The 18,894-nt window shown below is 69.8% G+C and carries 19 protein-coding genes and 3 pseudogenes; 14 read left to right on the top strand and 8 right to left on the bottom strand.

The genetic code is table 11. The features are described 5' to 3' along the window. Positions 1-15 precede the first annotated feature (15 nt). Positions 16-1,268, bottom strand: a protein-coding gene (locus FB465_RS35020; protein ID WP_246193060.1) for an IS3 family transposase whose coding sequence is annotated in 2 segments (ribosomal slippage) — positions 16-986 and positions 986-1,268 — 1,254 coding nt in all. Because the reading frame shifts where the segments join, the coding sequence is not laid out codon by codon here. A 340-nt stretch (positions 1,269-1,608) separates the two neighbouring features. Between FB465_RS35020 and FB465_RS35010 the strand changes: the two are divergent. Continuing rightward, positions 1,609-3,023 (top strand): annotated as a pseudogene (locus FB465_RS35010) (IS701 family transposase). Continuing rightward, positions 3,020-3,562 (top strand): annotated as a pseudogene (locus FB465_RS38075) (NsdA family TPR-like regulatory protein); the annotation flags it as partial. The pseudogenes FB465_RS35010 and FB465_RS38075, both read left to right, overlap by 4 nt. On the opposite strand, the gene FB465_RS35005 reads toward FB465_RS38075, so the two are convergent. Beyond that, on the bottom strand, positions 3,487-3,699 hold the full coding sequence (locus FB465_RS35005) for a hypothetical protein (protein ID WP_145796981.1): 213 nt from the start codon (positions 3,697-3,699) through the stop codon (positions 3,487-3,489). The pseudogene FB465_RS38075 and the gene FB465_RS35005 sit on opposite strands and share 76 nt — an antisense overlap. Before the next feature lie 138 nt (positions 3,700-3,837). Next, complete coding sequence (locus FB465_RS35000) at positions 3,838-4,233, bottom strand: hypothetical protein (RefSeq protein ID WP_145796980.1); 396 nt, start codon at positions 4,231-4,233, stop codon at positions 3,838-3,840. A 127-nt stretch (positions 4,234-4,360) separates the two neighbouring features. Here FB465_RS35000 and FB465_RS34995 point away from each other — a divergent pair, with 127 nt between their 5' ends. Continuing rightward, a complete protein-coding gene (locus FB465_RS34995; protein ID WP_145796937.1) occupies positions 4,361-4,861 on the top strand; it encodes a hypothetical protein in 501 nt (166 codons plus the stop codon). Here the strand turns inward: FB465_RS34995 and FB465_RS34990 are convergent. Together FB465_RS34990 and FB465_RS38055 are read right to left on the bottom strand one after the other, a co-directional pair. Next, positions 4,827-5,609 carry an IS5 family transposase gene (locus tag FB465_RS34990; RefSeq protein ID WP_145796936.1) on the bottom strand — a complete coding sequence of 261 codons (783 nt, stop codon included), beginning with the start codon at positions 5,607-5,609 and terminating at the stop codon, positions 4,827-4,829. The two genes, FB465_RS34995 and FB465_RS34990, sit on opposite strands and share 35 nt — an antisense overlap. A 188-nt stretch (positions 5,610-5,797) precedes the next feature. Next, positions 5,798-6,223 carry a DUF6193 family natural product biosynthesis protein gene (locus FB465_RS38055; RefSeq protein ID WP_425461236.1) on the bottom strand — a complete coding sequence of 142 codons (426 nt, stop codon included), beginning with the start codon at positions 6,221-6,223 and terminating at the stop codon, positions 5,798-5,800. Here FB465_RS38055 and FB465_RS34985 point away from each other — a divergent pair. Together FB465_RS34985 and FB465_RS34980 are read left to right on the top strand one after the other, a co-directional pair. Then, positions 6,188-6,864 (top strand): annotated as a pseudogene (locus tag FB465_RS34985) (cytochrome c oxidase assembly protein); the annotation flags it as partial. The gene FB465_RS38055 and the pseudogene FB465_RS34985 overlap by 36 nt on opposite strands. Before the next feature lie 160 nt (positions 6,865-7,024). After that, positions 7,025-7,954 (top strand): hypothetical protein, encoded by a 930-nt coding sequence (locus FB465_RS34980; protein ID WP_145796979.1) that lies wholly within the window; start codon positions 7,025-7,027, stop codon positions 7,952-7,954. A 5-nt stretch (positions 7,955-7,959) separates the two neighbouring features. On the opposite strand, the gene FB465_RS34975 is transcribed toward FB465_RS34980, so the two are convergent. Further along, entirely contained in the window at positions 7,960-8,292 is a 333-nt protein-coding gene (locus FB465_RS34975; protein ID WP_145796978.1) for a hypothetical protein, read from the bottom strand. A 255-nt stretch (positions 8,293-8,547) separates the two neighbouring features. Between FB465_RS34975 and FB465_RS34970 the strand changes: the two genes are divergently transcribed. From FB465_RS34970 to FB465_RS34955, 4 genes are all read left to right on the top strand, one after another. Then, entirely contained in the window at positions 8,548-9,087 is a 540-nt protein-coding gene (locus FB465_RS34970) for a GNAT family N-acetyltransferase (protein ID WP_145796977.1), read from the top strand. Positions 9,088-9,259: 172 nt separating this feature from the next. Beyond that, a complete protein-coding gene (locus tag FB465_RS34965) occupies positions 9,260-9,568 on the top strand; it encodes a transposase (RefSeq protein WP_145786666.1) in 309 nt (102 codons plus the stop codon). Between the two features lie 220 nt (positions 9,569-9,788). Continuing rightward, positions 9,789-10,850: an IS110 family RNA-guided transposase gene (locus FB465_RS34960; RefSeq protein WP_145786668.1), complete on the top strand. Its 1,062-nt coding sequence runs from the start codon at positions 9,789-9,791 to the stop codon at positions 10,848-10,850. Positions 10,851-10,873: 23 nt separating this feature from the next. Continuing rightward, complete coding sequence (locus FB465_RS34955) at positions 10,874-11,746, top strand: IS3 family transposase (RefSeq protein WP_145796976.1); 873 nt, start codon at positions 10,874-10,876, stop codon at positions 11,744-11,746. 218 nt (positions 11,747-11,964) lie between these two features. On the opposite strand, the gene FB465_RS34950 is transcribed toward FB465_RS34955, so the two are convergent. Together FB465_RS34950 and FB465_RS34945 are read right to left on the bottom strand one after the other, a co-directional pair. After that, the gene (locus tag FB465_RS34950; protein WP_145796975.1) at positions 11,965-12,291 is read right to left on the bottom strand and encodes a branched-chain amino acid transporter permease; all 327 of its coding nucleotides are present in this window, start codon (positions 12,289-12,291) and stop codon (positions 11,965-11,967) included. Beyond that, positions 12,284-13,048: an AzlC family ABC transporter permease gene (locus FB465_RS34945; protein WP_246193086.1), complete on the bottom strand. Its 765-nt coding sequence runs from the start codon at positions 13,046-13,048 to the stop codon at positions 12,284-12,286. Before FB465_RS34945 ends, FB465_RS34950 begins: the two co-directional genes overlap by 8 nt. An 80-nt stretch (positions 13,049-13,128) precedes the next feature. On the opposite strand from FB465_RS34945, the gene FB465_RS34940 reads away from it, so the two are divergent. From FB465_RS34940 to FB465_RS34910, 5 genes are all read left to right on the top strand, one after another. Then, positions 13,129-13,569: an Lrp/AsnC family transcriptional regulator gene (locus FB465_RS34940; RefSeq protein WP_145796973.1), complete on the top strand. Its 441-nt coding sequence runs from the start codon at positions 13,129-13,131 to the stop codon at positions 13,567-13,569. A 419-nt stretch (positions 13,570-13,988) separates the two neighbouring features. Then, a complete protein-coding gene (locus FB465_RS34935; RefSeq protein ID WP_246193084.1) occupies positions 13,989-15,020 on the top strand; it encodes a heparan-alpha-glucosaminide N-acetyltransferase domain-containing protein in 1,032 nt (343 codons plus the stop codon). 792 nt (positions 15,021-15,812) lie between these two features. Further along, positions 15,813-17,036 (top strand): serine hydrolase domain-containing protein, encoded by a 1,224-nt coding sequence (locus FB465_RS34920; protein WP_246193082.1) that lies wholly within the window; start codon positions 15,813-15,815, stop codon positions 17,034-17,036. Positions 17,037-17,161: 125 nt separating this feature from the next. Next, complete coding sequence (locus FB465_RS34915) at positions 17,162-17,449, top strand: hypothetical protein (RefSeq protein WP_145796970.1); 288 nt, start codon at positions 17,162-17,164, stop codon at positions 17,447-17,449. A gap of 412 nt (positions 17,450-17,861) precedes the next feature. Then, positions 17,862-18,866 (top strand): magnesium and cobalt transport protein CorA, encoded by a 1,005-nt coding sequence (locus FB465_RS34910; RefSeq protein WP_145796969.1) that lies wholly within the window; start codon positions 17,862-17,864, stop codon positions 18,864-18,866. The last annotated feature ends 28 nt before the right edge of the window (positions 18,867-18,894 follow it).

Below are 18,894 nucleotides of genomic sequence, written 5' to 3'. Positions count from 1 at the left end.
GGTTCGGTAGAGAGCTCAGGTTGTGGTTGTGACCTGGGGTTTTGTGGCTGTGAGGTAGTAGGCGGTCTCGTATTCGGCGGGTGGGACGTGGCCTATCTCACCGTGGAGTCGCCGGTGGCAGTACCAGTCGGTCCACTCGGCTGTGGCGAGCTCGACCTGGGCGAGGGTCTTCCAGGGCCGGCCGGGCTTGATCAGCTCCGTTTTGTAGAGGCCGATGGTGGATTCCATCAGGGCGTTGTCGTAGGCGTCGCCGACGGATCCGATCGAGGCCGCGATGCCGACGGCGTCCAGGTGCTCGGCGAGCCGGAAACTCGTGTACTGCGACCCGGCATCCGAGTGATGTATCAACTCGCCTCTCTGGTGGGGGAACCCGTCACGGTCGCGCTGCCACAGCGCCATGTCCAGCGCGTCCAGGACGAGCCGGGTCTCCTTGGACGTTGACGCGGCCCAGCCGACGATCCGGCGGGAGAAGGTGTCCACGACGAAGGCGACGTAGACGACGCCGGACCACGTGGCGATGTGCGTGAAGTCGGCGACCCAGCAGCGGTTCGGCGCGCCGGCGACGAACTGACGGTCCACCAGGTCCGGGGCGCGAACGGCGGCCGGGTCGGGGATGGTGGTGATCACCTTCTTGCCACGCACGGCGCCGGCGATGCCGAGTTCACGCATCAGGCGTTCGACGGTGCAGCGGGCCACCTCGTGGCCTTGGCGTTGCAGCTCGCGCCAGACTTTCCGGGCCCCGTAGACGCGGTAGTTGGTGTCATGGACCTCCTTGATCAGCGGCTTGAGTTCCTCGTCGCGCAGAGTGCGAGCACACGGCGAGACCAGGCGCTTGTGCTGGGCGTAGTAGGTGGAGGGGGCGATGCTGCAGCCGTGCTCGGTGAGAACGCGGCAGATCGGCTCGACGCCGCCGAAGCGGCCCCGGTGCTCGTCGATGAACGCTACGAGCGAAGGTGTGGCCGGTCGAGCTCGGCCGCGAAGAAACTCGCCGCGGCCTTCAAGATGTCGTTGGCGCGCTTGAGTTCGGCGATCTCCTTCTTCATCGCCTTGATCTGCGCGGACTCCTCCGTGGTCGTGCCCGGGCGCTGACCGGAGTCGACCTGGTCGCGTCGCACCCAGTTGCGCAGGGTCTCGGCCGAGCCGATGCCCAGCTTCTCCGCGACGGCCCGCAGCGCGGCCGACTCGTTCGGGTAGTCACCGAGGACCTCGGCAACCATGCGCACCGCACGACGGCGCAGCTCAGGCGGGTAGGAAGAGGGACGTGCCATGACTCGAATCCTTACACGAAATCGAGTCCCCACCGAACCCGGGGCGGTTCACGCCCAACGACTTCACCGACCTCACCGAGGCCAGAGACCGGCTCCGAGCCTTCGAAGACCGCTACAACGCCACGGCACAGCCGTTCCAGTGGAGGTTCACCACCTCCGACCTGGACGATCTGCTGGCCAGGCTCGACCGGCACACCGCCGATCACCACGAAGAATCCTCTGTCGCACCGGCAGCGTGAACAACCCCCGAAGGATTTACGACGCCGACCACTAACGGTGGTTTGTTGACATGGGATCAGTTCGGCAGTATCGGTGAGGAGAGTCTTTCGGGGGTGCTGCCATGACCGCGCGCGTACCGTGTCCACCGGCTCCCGGGCCCCTCGAGGGGTACGCGGCCAGGTTCGACGACCTGTTCAGCTCGCTGGCTCAATGGCGGGGTTTCCGGGAGTACCTGACCGGCCTGTTGCTGCCGAGGGACAGGAACAAGACGCTCACGGCGCTGGCCGGGGCCGAGCCGGTGGTCGGGGCTCAGCATCCGGCGGTGCAGCGGCTGCAGTTCTTCCTCTCGGAGTCGACCTGGCAGTTCGAGCAGGTCAACGCCCGTCGGCTTGAGCTGTTGCTGGCGGATCCGGCCACCGCGCCGCACGGCCAGGGCGTGCTGGTGATCGACGATTCCGGGGACCGCAAGGACGGCACGGCGACCGCCCACGTGGGGCGGCAGTGGCTGGGCCGGTACGGGAAGACGGACAACGGCGTCGTCACGGTGACCACGCTCTGGGCCGACGAACGTCTCTACTACCCACTGCACGCGGTGCCCTACACCCCGGCCCACCACTTCCCAAGGAAACGCAACGACCCCGACTTCCGCACCAAGCCCCAGCTCGCCACCGACCTCGCCGGCCAGGCCCACCAGGCTGGGGTCACGTTCCGGGCGGTGGTGGCGGACTGCGGCTACGGCGACCACGACGAGTTCCGGCACACCCTGCGCGAAGCCGGCCTGCCGTTCGTCATGGCCCTCAAGCCCCGCCGCGGCACCTGGGCCTACAGGGACGAAGCGCACACCCCGGTCGACGCCGCCCGCGCCCTGACCTGGACAGATCCCGAGCACCCCGGTGACTGGACGCCGGTTGTCCGCACCTTCCGCGACGGGCACACCGAGACCTGGTGGGCCGCCGACGCCCGCCTCGGCGCCTGGGGACCGGACGGATTCACGCGCCTGGTCGTGGCCACCGCCGACCCGGCCGCCCTGCCGGACAAGGCCACCTGGTATCTGGCCACCGACCTGCCCCGCCCCGGCTCACCCGCACCGCCGACAGCCCCCACCCGGCCGCCGACCTGTCCGAGCTCGTCCGCCTCTACGGCCTGCGGCACTGGATCGAGCAGAGCTACAAGCAGATCAAGGACGAACTCGGCTGGGCCGACTTCCAGGTCCGCTCCGACACCGCGATCCGCCGCCACCAGACCCTCGTGAACTGCGCGTTCTCGTTCTGCTGGGACGCCTGGTTCGCCGATGAGCCCCAAACTCAGGACCAGGATCAGGCCCAGCCGCCCGAGACCGCCAACGGGCCAGAGAGGGGGCACCCCCGTGTCCCACCAGCCCCAACCGCCCAGCTGGCCCCGAGCCATCCGAGCGATCCGGGCCTGGCTCGACCCCTGGCACACCCTGCAACGCTACTGGCACGCCTGGTCCAACACGCCCCCGCCACCCGAACTCCAAGCGCTCATCGCCTCGTTGGCAACCGGCCGAGCCCTTGATCTCTACTTACGGGTTTAACAAACCACCGCTAAGCCGGCCCGCGCGACCTGCTGAACCAGCCCCCGACCGCCTTCTCCGCGGTCGGGGGCTGAGACGTGATACAGGGCGCTGGATCCCGGGCAGCCTCACCCAAGGCGGTCAGTGGTCAACGTCAAACAGCGTTCACAACCTCGCCTACCAGAACATCTGGCTCCACCGACCCAACACCGCCGTCGACGTCCTCGCCCACGCTCTCGTGCGCACCGAGGACCCCACCGCCCGCTCCCTGCTGCTCCCGCGCAAGGCCCGCGCCCACGCCACGCTCGGCGAGGGTCTCGCCTGCTACCGCGACCTGGGGGCGGCGGAGCGGGCGCTGGACGCCGCGACCGGCGCGCCACCAGCTTGGTGCTCCTGGATGGGCCCGGCCGACCTGGCCGTGGACGCGGGGCGCTGTCTCATCGACCTCGGCCAGCCCGACCAGGGTCACCAGCAGATCAGCCAGGGCATCGCGCTGCTGCCCGCGGCCCGGGACAAGACGAAGGCGGTGTTCCTGGCGTACGAGACGGACAGCCTCCTCGGCCAGGGTGAGGTCGACCAAGCCGCCGCCACAGCCAGCCAGCCCTGCAGCTCGCCGAGCGGATCGGCGCCTCCCGCTGTGTCCAGCAGATCCGCGACCTCGCCCCCGGCTTCCGGCAACACCAGAACGTCGCCGGCGTCGAGGAGTTCCTCGACGCTGTCGCTGTCGTGCGCTGAGCTACCGGGCCGTCAGCAGGCGTGGCCCGACGCCCGTCCAGCGCGGCACCGGACGGTCGAAGGGCGGCACGCATGTCGGGCTCAGCCCCACCGGCAGTGGATGTTGTGGCTCTTGCCGGCTTCACGGGCCAAAGCCGCCAGTCCTGTCAGGAGCTCCCTGGCCTCTTCGGCGGTTACCGGGTCGTGGTACCCGTCGCGAGCCTCAAGGTCGGCCCACTGGTGGGCCAGTCGCTGGAGCCGCTCGTGGTCAGCCTCGGCGAGTGCGGTCCTCAGCGCCGATGAAAGTGCGAATTCCTCGTCGCCGCATTGCCTGGCGCGCACGATCCGGGGCTCTCCTCGGTGCCGGAGCTCCTCTAGGGTGACTCCGGTGAGCAAGCTCTCCCATGCAAGAACAGCAGTATCAGCGTCAAAGATGTAGTCGACCGACACCGACTCGGTTCGCCGTCCCGGCCCCGAGGTGAAGAACATGACACGCATCCCGGCATGATCTCAGAAGCCGTTGTCTTATCGGGCGTGATCGGCTTGTTTCCGCAGGCCAGGCATAGAGTCCGTGGCGGCGCGGCAGGGTTGGTCCATCGGGTTGTCTCGCGGTGGAGGTGCCGGGGTGGCGTCGGTGATGGGATTGCTGGAGGAGCGGGAGTTGGCCGCTCGGCAGCGGGTGGAGTCGTTGCGCGAGGAAGTGGACCGGATCGTGGCCGAGTTGCGGGACGCGGAGACGGACTGGGAGCGATGGACGATCGCCCGGGAAAGGGTCGACCGGGTCCTGGCGGAATCGCAGGGGCAGCAGGCCGCGGAGACAGCTCCCGCGTCCGGGGCGGCGCCGGGCCGTTCGGTCGTGCCGGTGTGGCGGTCCGGGCTCGCGCCGAGCGTGCTGGCGGTGGAGTATCAGCGCATCGTCAATCTGCTGGCTGATCGGCAGCATGCCGGCGAAGGCGGATCGATGAGCTGTCAGGAGATCGCGGCCGCGCTGGGGCTGGAGCTGGCCCCGGCAAAGATCGAGGGTGCGGTGCGGTCTCGCGCCAAACGCCTGGTGGCCAGGGGTTGGCTGGCCGAGGACACGCCGGGCCGGTTCAGCTGGACCGGCGGGCCAGGCGGCGGCTCATGACCATGGTCATCGACCACAGCAGCATCGCCTCGGCGGTGTCGGTGCGGGTTTCGTAGTCCCGGGCCAGGCGGCGTGAGCGCATCAGCCACGCGAATGTCCGTTCCACCAGCCACCTCTTCGGCAGCACCTTGAAGCCCGCAGTGTCGTGGTTGCGTTTGACCACCGTCAACGCGATGCGCCAAGCCTTCGCGGCGATGTCGACCAGGCTTCCGGTGTAGCCGCCGTCGGCCCACACGAGCGTCAGCCGGAAGTACCGTGCCCGCAGCCGGGCCAGCAGGCTCGCACCCGCCTCTCGGTCGGTGACGTTCGCGGCGGTGACCAGCACGGCCAGCAGCAGCCCGAGGCAGTCCACCACGATGTGCCTCTTGCGGCCCGGCACCATCTTCCCGCCGTCGTATCCGCGCGTTGCGGCCGGCACCGACGCGGCGGCCCGCACCGACTGCGAGTCGATGATCCCCGCCGTCGGCTCCGGATCCCGGCCCTCGGCCCGCCGAACCTTGTCGCGCAGCCGGTCGTGCAGCTCCTTGATCAGGCCCTTGTCGCGCCAGCGTCGGTAGAAGGCGTAGACCCGGTCCCAAGCGGGGAAGTCCGCCGGCATCGCCCGCCATTTGATGCCGTTGTCGACCAGATACCGCACGGCATCCAGCATCTGTCGGTGGCAATAGCCCTCCGGCTGGCCGCCCCGCCCCTCCAGCCACCCCGGCACCGGCAGCGATGCCCGGACCACGGCCCACTCCGTGTCCGTCATGTCCGACGGATACCGCGGCCGGCGCTCTGGCCGATCAGCCGCGTTCCCGTACACATGCGCGAGGCAATCACACAACGACACGCGGGAGTTGGACGCAACCAGCACGCGCACGACAGACTGCAACACCAGGGCCTCCTGCTTTTTGCTCACGGACTCGACACCCTTGAGCTGTGCAGGAGGCCCTACCTTCATGCGCCAACCGCTCGACGATCACCCAATCGGGACTTCCGTTCGATCGACAAGTTCCTTGATCGGTACGACAACGGCTTCTCAGAGTCCGGTGGGCGCCAGGCGCTACGTTGCTGTGCCGTCCATTGCCGGGAGAGCGACCGGCGAGTTCCCCCTGACGTAGGCGTCATCCGGCTCCCCGAACGAACCGGTCCGCTGACGTGTGCCATCCCGTAGAGCCCCCGCAGCCGAGGCTCCGCGGCTGCGGCCTCCAGCAAGGGGACGATGCCTGGGTATGCCATCCCGGGCCTGCGGATCTCGTGCGCCTCGCGCATCCACTGCCAGCGCAGCCTCAGTCTCAGCAGCCGCTGCTGTTCTCCCAGTTCAGCAGTGGCTGCAGGCAGCAGCCGCGGTCCGCGCGCGACCTGCTGGTGGCGCTGCTGCACAGCCGGTACGTCCGGGTGATCTCGCACCCGGCCTTCACCATCCCGCTGTTCGTGGCCCGCCTCTACGGTCCGCTACGGCCTGTACGTCACCCCGCTGTTCGACTTCCTGATTCAGTAGCGGATCGCGCACATCGCGATGATGGTGCACCTCCTGGCGGTCGGCATGCTGTTCTTCCAGCCGATCACGGGCGTGGACCCGAGCCCGCACCGGCCCGGCTTCGTACTGCGGATCATCGAGCTGTTCATGGGCATGCCGTTCCACGCCTTCTTCGGCGTGGCCGTGATGATGGCCGGCAGCCGACAGGTCACCACCTTCACCCCGGCGATGGCACCGGCCGGGAACCGGCCTGCTGAGCGACCAGAGGATGGCCTGTGGCATCACCTGGGCCCTCGGCGAGATCCGGACCGCGACCGTGCTGATCGCGCTGACCCTGCAGTGGGCCAAGCCAGAGGAGCGCCACCCCGCCTGCCGCGACCGCGCCGCGGATCGCCACCCCGCCTGCCGCGACCGCGCCGCGGATCGCCACCCCGCCTGCCGTGACCGCGCCGCGGATCGCGACAGCAACGCCGAGCCGGCCGCGTACAACACGTATCCGGCCTCGCTCGACAAGCGCGGCCAGCGGATCGCCGACGCCGGCTGAGTACGAGCCGAGCACGACCGGAAGCCCCGTCCCAAGCCTAGAGCGCGTGTGGGGCGGGGCTCCGTCATGCCCCGAACGGACGTGTCGACCGCGTGGCTGACGGCATGCCAGGCAGCCCCGTGGTGCGCTGGACCCCTGGGACCCCGTCGAAAGGACTTCCATGCGTATTGCTCTGCTGAGGCGCGGTCTGGGAGCGGCAGCGGCCGTCGCCCTCACCTGCGCCACCACGCTGACCGGCGTCGGCACGGCCCAAGCCGCGACGCCGAAGGGCCACCACGAGGCCAAGGGCCACCACGAGGCCGTCGACGTCAAGCTCACCGCGCACGGCATCGAGGCACCCGACGCCGCCGAAGACGGACTCGTCCACTTCCACATCAGCACCGACAACCCGCAGGGCCGCCAGCTCCAGGTCTTCCGCCCGCACGAGGGCGTGACGCTGGACACCGTGCTCGCCGACCTGACCAAGGCGATCAACGAGACCGACCCGGCGACATCGGCGGCCGGCATCAACGCGTTCAACGCCGACGCGGAGGCACTGGGCGGCGGCTTCGCGTCACCGAACATCCCGGTCGACGTCACCGAGCCGATCACGCCGGGCACCGTGTACCTGCTCGACTTCAGTGCCTTCCTCGCCGACCCCGCCCACCCCGTGGTGAAGGCCCTCCAGCTCTGCCCCGATGACGGCGACAAGGATCTGGCCCCCTTCCCCAGGGGCATCGTGATCCAGGAGGAGCAGGCGGCCGGCCCGCGCTTCCGGACCGAGGACGTGGACAAGGCGGACGCCCCGATCCTGGTGCACAACGCGGCCGACGAGATCCACGAGATGGCGATCCAGCCGGTCAAGCCGGGCACCACGGACGACGACGTCCAGGCGTTCTTCGACGCCCTCGCCCACGGCCAGCAGCCCCCGCCGCCGCCCTTCACCGGCCCGCCCAGCGGTCTGGGTGCCATCTCCCCCGACCACACCGCTCTTGTCCAGGCGAAGCACCTGCCGGCCGGAACCTACGTCCTGCTCTGCTTCATCCCGGACGACCAGACCGGCATCCCGCACGCCTTCGAGGGCATGCACAAGGTGGTCGTCCTGAGCTGATCCGCTCAGCCGACGTGCTCCGCGACCGCCCACTCCAGCGGGTCCCGTTGGACCAGCAGGGGCGGGCGGCGCTCGTCGCCGACACCTCGGGCCACGCCCGTAGTGCTCAGGTCGCCACGCGGGTACAGGAGCCGACGGAGGGTCAGCGCGTCCGGGGCGAGCGCGGTGAGGAGGGTGGCGCCCGTACCGGGGAGGGTGAGGAGGACCGCGTTGGCCTCGGGCGGGGACGGGGTGACGGGGTGGCCGACCTCGGCGGCGGCCCGGGCGCGCTGCCGCTCCCGCCACAGCCGGGGTACCCGCCGCGGACCTATACGCGCGGACCGCCCTCGGCGTCCCACTCGATCACGTCAGGGCCCATGCCACCGAGCTGGCTGCCGTGGGCCTGGTCGTGCTGCAGAAGCAGAAAGGCGGTCCTCGCCGCGCTTACGAGGGTTCATCTGTACCTGACTGAGCACTCCAACGAGTACGCGGGACACAGGCCCGGGCCCGTGATCAGCGTCTGTGCCAAGCCGGTGACTTGCACCGCAGAACCGACACCCCTGCCCTACCCACGTGCATAGCGGGTTGGTTTGACCACCTGTTAGCGTGCGCGGATGGAAGATCTGGGACCCGTGGCTTGGCCGCCTGAGCCGATCAGGACCGAGAGGCTCGTGCTCCGTGAGCCCGAGGCCCGGGACCGTGCGGCGTTCATCGAGCTGCTCGCCTCGCCAGAGGTGCACACCTACCTCGGCGGCCCCCGGCCGCGTGACGAGCTTGAGCGCGAGGTGTCCGGGGCACCCGAGCGGTGGCCCGGGAGCTTCGTCGTTGATCTCGACGGGTCGATGATCGGCCAGATCCTGCTCAGGAGAGCAACGGGGCACCGTCGCCCGGCTGCCGCAGGGAAGGCCGATCTCGGCTACCTGTTCCTGCCGCGGGCGTGGGGATTCGGGTATGCCGCCGAGGCGTGCGCGGCGGCACTCGGCTGGCTCGCCGGCGCGCTTCCCGGCGAGCCGGTGGTGCTCACCACCCAGAGCGCCAACGTCGGCTCGATGCGTCTCGCGGCGAAGCTGGGGTTCACTGAGGTAGAGCGGTTCGAGGCCTGGGGAGCCGAGCAGTGGCTCGGCATGTGGTCCCCGGTCACGCCGTCCAGTTGAGTCTGCGACGGAACCGCCGGGGAGTACCCGCCCATCCACGCGCGAGCGGCCTGCACCCGCGACGTACCTGCGCACATGCCGGGCGTCACCTCTAGATGCTGTTTGTGGGCTTGATCCGCTTTGACGGACACTCCTGATCAGGGGCTTCGACCCCGGAAGGATGATGTCCATCATGGAGAGCATGGGGAAGAAGAAGCCGCGCCCTCGCCGCTCGTTCACACCGGAGTTCAAGGCCGAGATCGTCGAGCTGTGCCGACGCGGAGACCGCTCGGTCGGCCAGGTGGCCAAGGACTTCGACCTGACCGAGACCGCAGTACGTGACTGGATCAAGCAGGCCGAGGTCGACGCAGGCGAACGCGACGGCTTGACCAGCAACGAGCGCGAGGAACTGGCCAGGCTGCGGCGGGAGAACCGCCGCCTGCGCGAGGACGTGGACATCCTCCGCCGGGCGACAGCTTTCTTCGCGTCAATGCCAAAGTAGGGGACACCGGCGCCCGGGTGGTGGCAGAGTGGCAGGACCGGCGGGGTTGGCTCTCTTTTTCGCTGCCCCGTTCACGGTGGCTTGTCCTTGATGTGCCGCCCCGCCGGCCCTGGCGTCCCCGTGGAGTGGCTTGATAGGAGCGTGCTCTCGGCCCGATTGAGGCGTGCCCCCGCGGCGGACCCGGCACCGGATCCCCGCGCTCCCTGCTGGAGGCACCTTCATGATCGTGGTCGGCGTCGACGCGCACAAGAAGACCCACACCCTGGTCGCTGTCGACCCGCTCGGACGGCGACTGGACCAGCTCACGATCGCCGCGACACCCACAGGCCACCAACAAGCATGCGAGTGGATAGGGAAGTTCGGCCAGGTCCTGGTCGCCGTGGAGGACTGCCGACATCTGACCCGACGCTTCGAGGTCGACCTGCTGAACGCCCGCCACTCCGTCGTCCGCGTGCACACGAGGCTGATGGCCGGCGCCCGCCGCTCCGCCCGCGAGCGCGGCAAATCCGACCCGATCGACGCCGAGGCGGTGGCCCGGGTCGCCCTGCGCGAACCCGACCTACCGAAGGCCTGCCTGGACGGCCCGTCCCGCGACACGAAGCTGATCGTCGACCACCGCCGCCTCCTGGTTCGCCAGCGGACAGCCGCAGCCAACAAGCTCCGCTGGTTCCTCCACGAGATCGACCCCGAACTGCCCGTCCCCTCACGAGGCCTTCGCCGCTTGTGCGTCTTCGACACGCTAGAGGCAACTCTCACTGGACGTCCGGGAGTTGTCGTCGAGATCGCCCTCGACATGATCGCCGAGTGTCGACGGCTCACCTTGCGGATCAATGCCCTGGAAAGCCGGCTGCGACGTCTGGTGCGCGAGCTCGCGCCCGCTCTGCTGGAGGTGCCAGGCTGTGGGGTGATCGGCGCCGCCGCGATCCTCGGCGAGACCGCAGGTGCCGCCCGGTTCAAGTCGAAGGACGCGTTCGCGCACTTCAACGGCACCGCACCGATCCCGGTCTGGTCCTCGAACAAGGTCAGAGTTCGGCTCAACCGCGGCGGCAACCGGACGATCAACAACGCCCTCCACATGGTCGCGGTCACACAGGTTCGCGGCAGCGGCGAGGGAGCCGCCTACTACGCCAAGCAGATTGCGGCCGGGAAGACCGTCAAAGAGGCTCTCCGCCTGCTCAAACGCCGTATCTCGGACAGGGTCTTCCGGGCCCTGCTCGCCGACGAGACCGCACGAAGTCGACACGACCAACCTGCCGAAGGGTCAGTCGAGTTGGCTGCTTGACATAGGAGCATCAAGGAGACCCGGTGACGGTGCACCCGTTCATCGAGGCGGAGAAGCAGAGCGGCCACAACGTCAAACGGGCGTGTGAGCTGCTGAAGGTCTCCCGTGCCGCCTTCTACGCCCGCCGCACCGCCATGCCCGGTCCCCGCGCGGTGCGCGACGCGGAGCTGACCGAGAAGATCACCGAGGTCCACCAGGCCTCGCGAGGCAGCTACGGATCCCCGCGCGTCCATGCCGTGCTCCAGCGCGAGGGCGAGCGGTGCGGCCGCCGCCGGATCGCCCGGTTGATGCGCCGATCCGGCCTGCAGGGCCGCCACCGCCGGCGACGACAGCGCACCACGATCCCCGATCCGCATGCCGGCACTCGTCCGGACCTGGTCCTGCGAGACTTCCAGCCCGACCCGGCGGCGGTCGACACGCGTTGGTGCGGCGACATCACCTACATACCGACCCAGGAGGGCTGGCTCTACCTGGCCACCGTCATCGACATCGCCTCGCGCCGCGTCGTCGGTTGGGCCACCGCAGACCACCTGCGGACCGAACTGGTCGCCGATGCGCTTCGGGCTGCCTGCCGGACCCGCCGCCCATCCGGTCCGGTGGTGTTCCATTCGGATCGCGGCTGTCAATATACGAGTCGCGAATTCTCCATCCTGGCAAGGGATTTCGATGTCAGATTGTCGGTCGGCCGCACCGGTCAGTGCTGGGACAATGCGCTCGCCGAGTCGTTCTTCGCCACGCTGAAGCGGGAGTTGCTCGGCGACCGGCCGTGGCCGAGCCGGGCGGTGGCCCGCACCGCGATCTTCGAGTGGATCGAGAGCTGGTACAACATACGCAGGCTGCACAGCAGCCTCGGCTACCGCAGTCCCGCCGAGTACGAGACCGTTCTCGCGGCCTGACCACCACAACAATGGTGTCCGTCAAAGCGGAGCAAGCTCATTGGGTTCGGATCTCGGTGAGGCTCGGTGGCGTGCTGGCTGGGGCTGGGGCTGGGGCTGGGCCCCGGAAGGAACGGAACGGAAAGCCGGGACCCCGCCCTCTGCATACCCCGGATGCCTCAAAGGACGCTGACGATGATGAGTAGCGGGGCGCCGGGATGGCAGGTGCGGAGGAAGAGTCAGAAGGTATTGACGAGGGCGACGTAGACGGCGGTGCCGATGCCGACGCTCAGGATCGTGCGGCGGCCGAAGGCAAGATGGACGCCGGCGGTGACGGCGACCGCAAGCGGCGCGTACCAGGTGGCGTGCCGGTCCGCGGCCAAGGTGCCGTGCAGGGCGGCCACGGCGAGGATGGCGAGAATGCCCACCGGCATCCACGCCGACAACTGCTGCACGATCGCCGAGCCGCGCAGCCTGCCGAGCACCGCGAACGGCATTGCCCGAAGGGCGAAGGTGATGGTGAAGGCGATCGCGAGGACGGCGAGGAGATAGGCGGTGCTAGGCATCGGTGGCCTCCTGAGCGAGGTGGTGACGGGCGGTGAGCGTGTGGCGGGCCAGCAGCAGGGCGACGAACAGCAGCAACGCGGTGAACATCGCGACGCCCGGGGTCAGCACGAGCGCGACCGTGACGCCGGCCCCGGCGAGCAGAAGCGAGGGGATCTCGCTCCGCGAGCGGAACGCGTCCAGGGTGAGCACGGTGAACAGGGCGCACAGCGCGAACTCCAGACCCTTGATGGGCGCAGGCAGGGCCGCGCCGAGGGCGACACCGACGAGTCCGCCACCGACCCAGTACGTCTCGCAGGCGATCTGCATCGCCAGCAGGCGGGGCGCCGAGCGTTCCCTCTCGGGCAGGGAGGCGTTGACGGCGTACGCCTCGTCGATCATCGCGTAGACGGCGTACGCCTTCGCGACCGGGTTCTTGACCAGGTGGAGGGGAAACGAGAAGGCGTAGAAGACGTGTCGGAAGTTGACCACCAGCACGGTCAGCGCGACCGCTGCCAGCGACGTGCTGGTGGCCATCATGCCCACCAGCAGCAGCTCCAGTGAGCCGGCGAAGACGGACAGGGACAGGGCAGGGGCAAGCCACCACGGAAGGCCGGCCTGGATCACCAACAGGCCGAGCGCGATCCCGAGCGGGAAGATCCCCAGTCCTGCGGAGAAGGAGTCCCGGACTCCCGCGGCGATCTGCTGCCGCCGGGTGGCCGGGGTCTGCGCCGGAGCGGGATCCGGCGCGGTTATCTGAGTCGGGGCGTCATGTTGCACCGGTCCATCGTCTCGCGAATCCCGCGCCATGTGGTTGCAAATATTGCCCTCATAGCTGCTCGTGGTGCAATGTTCTTGCTATGGATGCGACCGACAGAGCAATCATTGCCGAGCTGCAGCGGGATGGTCGGCTGACGAACGTCGAGCTGGCCCATCGCGTCGGGCTCACCACCGGGCCCTGCCTCAGGCGTGTACAGCGCCTGGAGGCCGACGGGGTCATCCGCGGCTACCGGGCCGTCATCGACCTTGCCGCTGTCGGACGATCTTTCGAGGTCCTGGTCGACCTCACTCTCGACGCCCAGGACGCGGAGACCGTCGCGCGCTTCGAGCAGACCCTGACACAGGCCGAGGAGGTGATCGAGCTTCACCGGCTGTTCGGCAGCCCCGACTACTTCGTGCGCGTGGCCGTCGCCGATCTGGCCGCCTACGAGGCCTTCCTCAGTCAGCGCGTCATGACCATCCCCCGCGTCAAGAACGTCACCTCGCACTTCACGATGAAGAACGTGAAACCGGCCTCGTAGCGGGCGGGCGCAGCTCGATCGCCTCTGCCGCCGAGATGCGTGGCGTCTGCCCGGGTCCCCTCTGCAACCACGTCCGCGACCTGCGCGGGTCTCCCGAACCTCATGCCGGGACCTGAGAGCCGGCATGCCCTCGACGGGGAGTTGCAGGTGCGCGGGCGCCGCGTAGCGGTGAGCCCCGCCGATCGGCGGGTGGCGGTTCGGCAGGGCGTCTGATGTGCGGCGGGCGTGGCGCGGCCAGAGTGGTAGGCATGCCAGAGATCATCGGGGCGACGCCCTCCGCCGAGCGAGAACCGGCCGGGCAGCGAGCGGCAGGACGGGAGCGGCCGGGGGTGGACGGGCCTGGAACCGGTGGAGCGAAGCGGAGCGGGCTGGAGTCGTCCGGGGTGGGACCCCATGGGCCGGGGGCGGTGGGGCGGCTGGTGGCTGTGGATGCGGCGCGTGGGCTGGCGGTGTTCGGGATGTTCGCCGCGCACGTGGGGCCGGATCCGGAGGTGGGCGGCGCGGTGGGTGCAGCGATGCAGCTGGCGCACGGGCGGGCGTCGGCGCTGTTCGCGCTGCTGGCCGGGCTGGCGCTGGTGCTGATCGCCGGTCGGCGGCCGAAGGCCGGCCGGGATGGGCGGCAGGCGCTGGCCAGGATAGTGATCCGCGCCGTCGTGCTCCTGGCGATGGGCCTGGCACTGAGCAGGATCGGCTCGCCCGTCGAACCGATCCTCGCCGCCTACGGCGTCTACTTCCTGCTCGCGCTGCCGCTGCTCCGGCTGCCCGCGCAGTGGCTGGCGGGGACGGCGGCGGCTTGGGCAGTGCTCGGGCCGCAGCTCTCCTTCGCGGCCCGGGTGGCCGGCGTGGGAGAGGACGGGACCTGGCTGTCGGAGCTGCTGCTCACGGGCCTGTACCCGGCCGCGACCTGGATGCCGTACGTCCTGGCGGGCATGGCGCTCGGGCGGCTCGACCTGGCGGCAGGCGCGGTCCGGCGCCGACTGGCGGCGGTCGGCGCCGGGCTGGCAGTGCTGGGGTACGGCACGTCCTGGATCGCCCTTCGCGTGCTGGGCGCGGAGCAGCCGAGCGAAGGGGAGGGCACGGTCGCCATCGACGACCCGGTGGGGCTGTTGGGTGCCGCTCCGCACACGGGGTCGACCTTCGAGATCCTCGGCAACCTCGGATGCGCGGGGCTGGTGCTGGTGGCCTGTGGCGCGCTCGCGGAGCGCTTCGGGCCGCGGGCCGCGGCGCCACTGGCCACCGTGGGCGCCGTCTCCCTATCCGCCTACGTCGGGCACATCGCGCTGATCGTACTGCTCGACATCGAGCTGGTGCCCGGCCCGCCGCTGCGGGTGCTGGCGGCCTTCGTCGCGGGCACGTTGCTGTCGGCGTGGCTCTGGGCCGGCCGCTTCCGCCGCGGCCCGCTGGAGACCCTGGTGCACCGCGCCACCCTGGCGGCCCGCTACGTGCGGTGAGTGTTCACCGGACGAGGCCGGCACTCCAACCCGTCGCGGGACAGGCGGTGACCGCCTGGCTCGGCGGGTTCGGTGGCCACTCTGCGCCCCTGCGATCGAGTTCCGTGTATCCGAGTTCGTCGATGCAGAGCAGGTCGACGCGGCCGTGCTGAGGGTGTGTTGAGTTCAGATTGCGTTGATCGCTGCCGGCGCAGGGTGTCATCTTGTCTCGATGGCCGGGTCGTCTTTCGGGTTGCCGTCGTTCAGTTGTGCACTCGGACTCAGCCGGCCGGATCGATGGTGATCGCTCGCGCAGGTGGCAGCAACACCGGTGCCGAGGTAGGCGATCCTGAACTTCGATGCTGTCGTGGAAGTTTGGCTGCGATCTGGATCCATGGGGAGAAGTCGCGGGCCTCGATCCGGGTCGCCGCGTTCCAGGGCACGTCGACCGCCCAAGGAAGCGGAACCAGCGCAGCAGACCCATGCCGTACCAGCGCTGGGTCGCGGCAGGCGGTCCCGCTGCCTGCAGATCCGTCAGATACGCGACCACCGGCGCCACCGGCTCACCAGCGTGCCCAGCGTGCTGCGCCGGTGCACTCCTGAGGACGTCAACCCTGATGCAGCAGTTCCGTGCCGCTCAGCGGGCACAGGGCGTCAGCGGCCTTCACTCCGATGCGCCGGCAGCCTCGGCTCAGGGAGATCCGGAGGGTGGGACGGGGTCCGTTCAGGGAGATCCCGGATGGGCGGGCGGCTCGTGCCTCGACAGACTCGAGGGCATCCGAACAAGCCGACGAGACGTCAGGAAAAGTCATCGTGAAGACCGTTGTGACCGGTACCCGTTGGACCACCCTCGCCGCAGCCGGAGCGCTGCTGGCCGCACTGGCCGTCGGGGGCGGCACCCCGGCGCTGGCCGCCTCGCCGGCCGCCCCTGCCGCGACCGCCTCCGCGACCGCCTCCCCGCTGCCGCCGCTTGATGCGGCGGCTGTCCGGCAGTCCATCGCCGGCCTGCCGAATGCCGACGTCAATGGTGCGTTGGTTCAGGTGAAGGGGCGCGCCGGGGAGTTCGAGGGGGCCTCGGGGGAAGCGCTCTCGGTCGACGGCCGGTTCCGGGTCGGCTCGATCTCCAAGGTGTTCACTGCCACCGTGGTGCTCCAGCTTGCCGCCGAGCACCGGCTCGACCTGGACGGCACCGTCCAGCGCTATCTGCCGGGAGTGCTGCCCGCCGAGTTCCCGCCGATCAAGGTGGGTCAACTGCTCGATCACACCAGCGGGTTGCCGCGCGGGACGGGCGGGGCGTGGGGTGACGGCACCGCCGCGTCGTTCGCCGCGCACCGGTTCGTGAGCTGGACGCCGCAGCAGGTCGTCGCCACCCTGGCCGGGCAGACGATGAGCTTCGAGCCCGGCACCGCGCAGCAGTACAACGGCATGAACACCTTCGTCGCCGGGATGCTGATCGAGAAGGTCACCGGGCACAGCTACGCGCACGAGGTCCGCCACCGGATCATTCAGCCGCTCGGCCTGCACGACACCTCCGTCCCGGACGCCCGCGACCCGCGGCTGGCCGACCCGGCCGCCCGTGCGATGCTCACCGTGACCGACCCGGACGGGACCTCCCATCGCGTCGACGTCACCGAGCAGAGCCCGTGGCCGTGGGCCGAGGGCGGGCTGATCTCCAGCGCACCCGACCTGGACCGGTTCATCACCGCGCTGTTCCGGGGCCGGCTGCTGCCGCCGGCCCAGCAGGAGAAGCTGTTCACCGTTCCGGACGTCCCGAACCACCAGAGCAGCCACTGCAACACCGGCCCCACCGCTGGTCGGGCCTGCATGAGCATGGGTCTGGAGAGCGTACAGATCAACGGCGTGACCGTCTGGGGGAAGACCGGCTCCCGCCCCGGCTGGACCAATGGCGTGTTCGCCACCCGCGACCTGAGCCGCCGCGTCGTCTACTCCCTCAACCCGACCGGCCTCGACGGCGCCGAGTCCGCGTACATCTTGCGCATCGCCAACGCCGTCTTCGCCCCCGCCCGGCAGCCCTGACGTGCAGCCCTGACGCCGAGTATCCGATGCTGCCCGAGCCAATTGCCCGCCCCGGGATGCACTGCTCACGTCCCGTCACCGAGCCCGGGCGCCCGCAGGCCCCCGGTGCTGTCCTTCTCCGCCGTGTGGGCCTGCTCATCCTGTTCCGTACCTCGCCGATCGCGCTGCCCGGCTTCATGAGCGCCGTGGGCAACCGCATCGGCGTCAACCCCAGGTGCCGCGCGCGCAAACCGCATGTTGGTGTCGTTCGACAGCACCCTCACGCCGTACTCCGGGTTCAGCTGGTGGAGCTCCTCGGCGCGCCGCAGGATCTGCCCGTCGGCGTCCCGTCCGATGCGGTGGCCGGCCGGGTCGATCCGTACCTCCGACGTCGCGCGGCGCCGCAGACGACCGGCTCCCCAGGCACAGCGTGACCGAGCAGCCGCTCCAGCGCGATGATCGCCGCGGACGCCCGATCAGCCGGCCTCCCCACGCCGTAGTTCTGAGCGTCCAACCCTGCGAGGACGACCAACGGCACGACCAAGCGCGTGGCCGGCACCCTCTGGCCCTCGGCCCGGGAGACGCCCGCCCACACGACCTGGTCCGGGACGGCCACCCCAGCAACGTGTTGGTGTCGTGGACCACCGGCAGACCTGGGCGCTGCGCGTACGAGCGCAGCGCCTTCAGCTCTTCCTTGGCCGCCTCCAGCATCCTGGTGGCGCTCTCCGACTCCCGCGAGACGCCACCGTCGACGGGTGCTGACCGGCCCCATCTGCAGCAGGGACAGCGCGTAGCGGTAAGTTGGCGGGCTGCCGTGAGGAGCTGTACGGAGGGGTGGTGGGGTCGATGGCGTCGCAGGCGGTTGTGGACTGCGCGCTGTACGAGGACGGGCACCGGCTTCCGGGCAAGGTGGACCTGTCGAATGTGCTGCAGCGGATAGGCGAGCGGGAGGGCCGGTTCGTGTGGATCGGCCTGTACCAGCCGACCGCCGAGCAGTTCGCGGAGATCGCGGCGGCGTTCGAGCTGCATCCGCTGGCGGTGGAGGACGCCGTGCGCGCCCACCAGCGGCCGAAGCTGGAGCGCTACGGGGGCACGCTGTTCCTGGTGCTGAAGGCGATCACCTACGTCGAGCACGACAAGGTGACGGCGACCAGCGAGATCGTCGACACCGGGGAGATCATGGTCTTCGCCGGCCCCGGGTTCGCCATCGTGGTCCGGCACGGCAGTGCGCCGGCCCTGACCGGGGTCCGGCGGGAGATGGAGGCCGCCCCGGAGCTGCTGGCGCTGGGGCCGGCGGCGGTGCTGCACGCCGTGGCCGACCACGTGGTCGATCAGTACCTCGAAGTGGCGGACGCCTTCGAGCAGGACGTGGAGGAGCTGGAGACGGAGGTCTTCTCCCCCCAGCGCACGGACGACGCCGGGCGGATCTACCAGCTGAAGCGCGAGCTGCTGGAGTTCAAACGCGCTGTGGTGCCGCTGGGTGTGCCCTTGCAGCGGCTGGCCGACGGGTCTGTGGCGCAGATCCCGGAAGCCGCAGCCGCGTACTTGCGGGACGTGGCCGACCATCACCTCCAGGCGAAGGAGCGAATCCTGGCCCTGGATGAACTGGTCTCCGGCATCCTGGACGCGAGCGTGGCCAGACTGTCCGTGCAGCAGAACACCGACATGCGCAGGATCAGTGCGTGGGCGGCGCTGGCCGCGGTACCCACGATGGCGGCCGGCGTGTACGGGATGAACCTCGACCACATGCCGGAACTGCGGTGGGCCTTCGGGTATCCGGCCGTGCTGCTGGTCATTGTGGTGGTGTGCGTGTTCGTCTTCCGCGCGTTCCGCCGCAACGACTGGCTGTAGAACCGTCCCGGCCCCGCCATCCCACCGG

Source organism: Kitasatospora atroaurantiaca (genome assembly GCF_007828955.1).
Lineage (GTDB): Bacteria > Actinomycetota > Actinomycetes > Streptomycetales > Streptomycetaceae > Kitasatospora > Kitasatospora atroaurantiaca.
The sequence above is the reverse complement of the archived record's forward strand: the minus strand, read 5'-3'. Positions and strand labels throughout refer to the sequence as shown.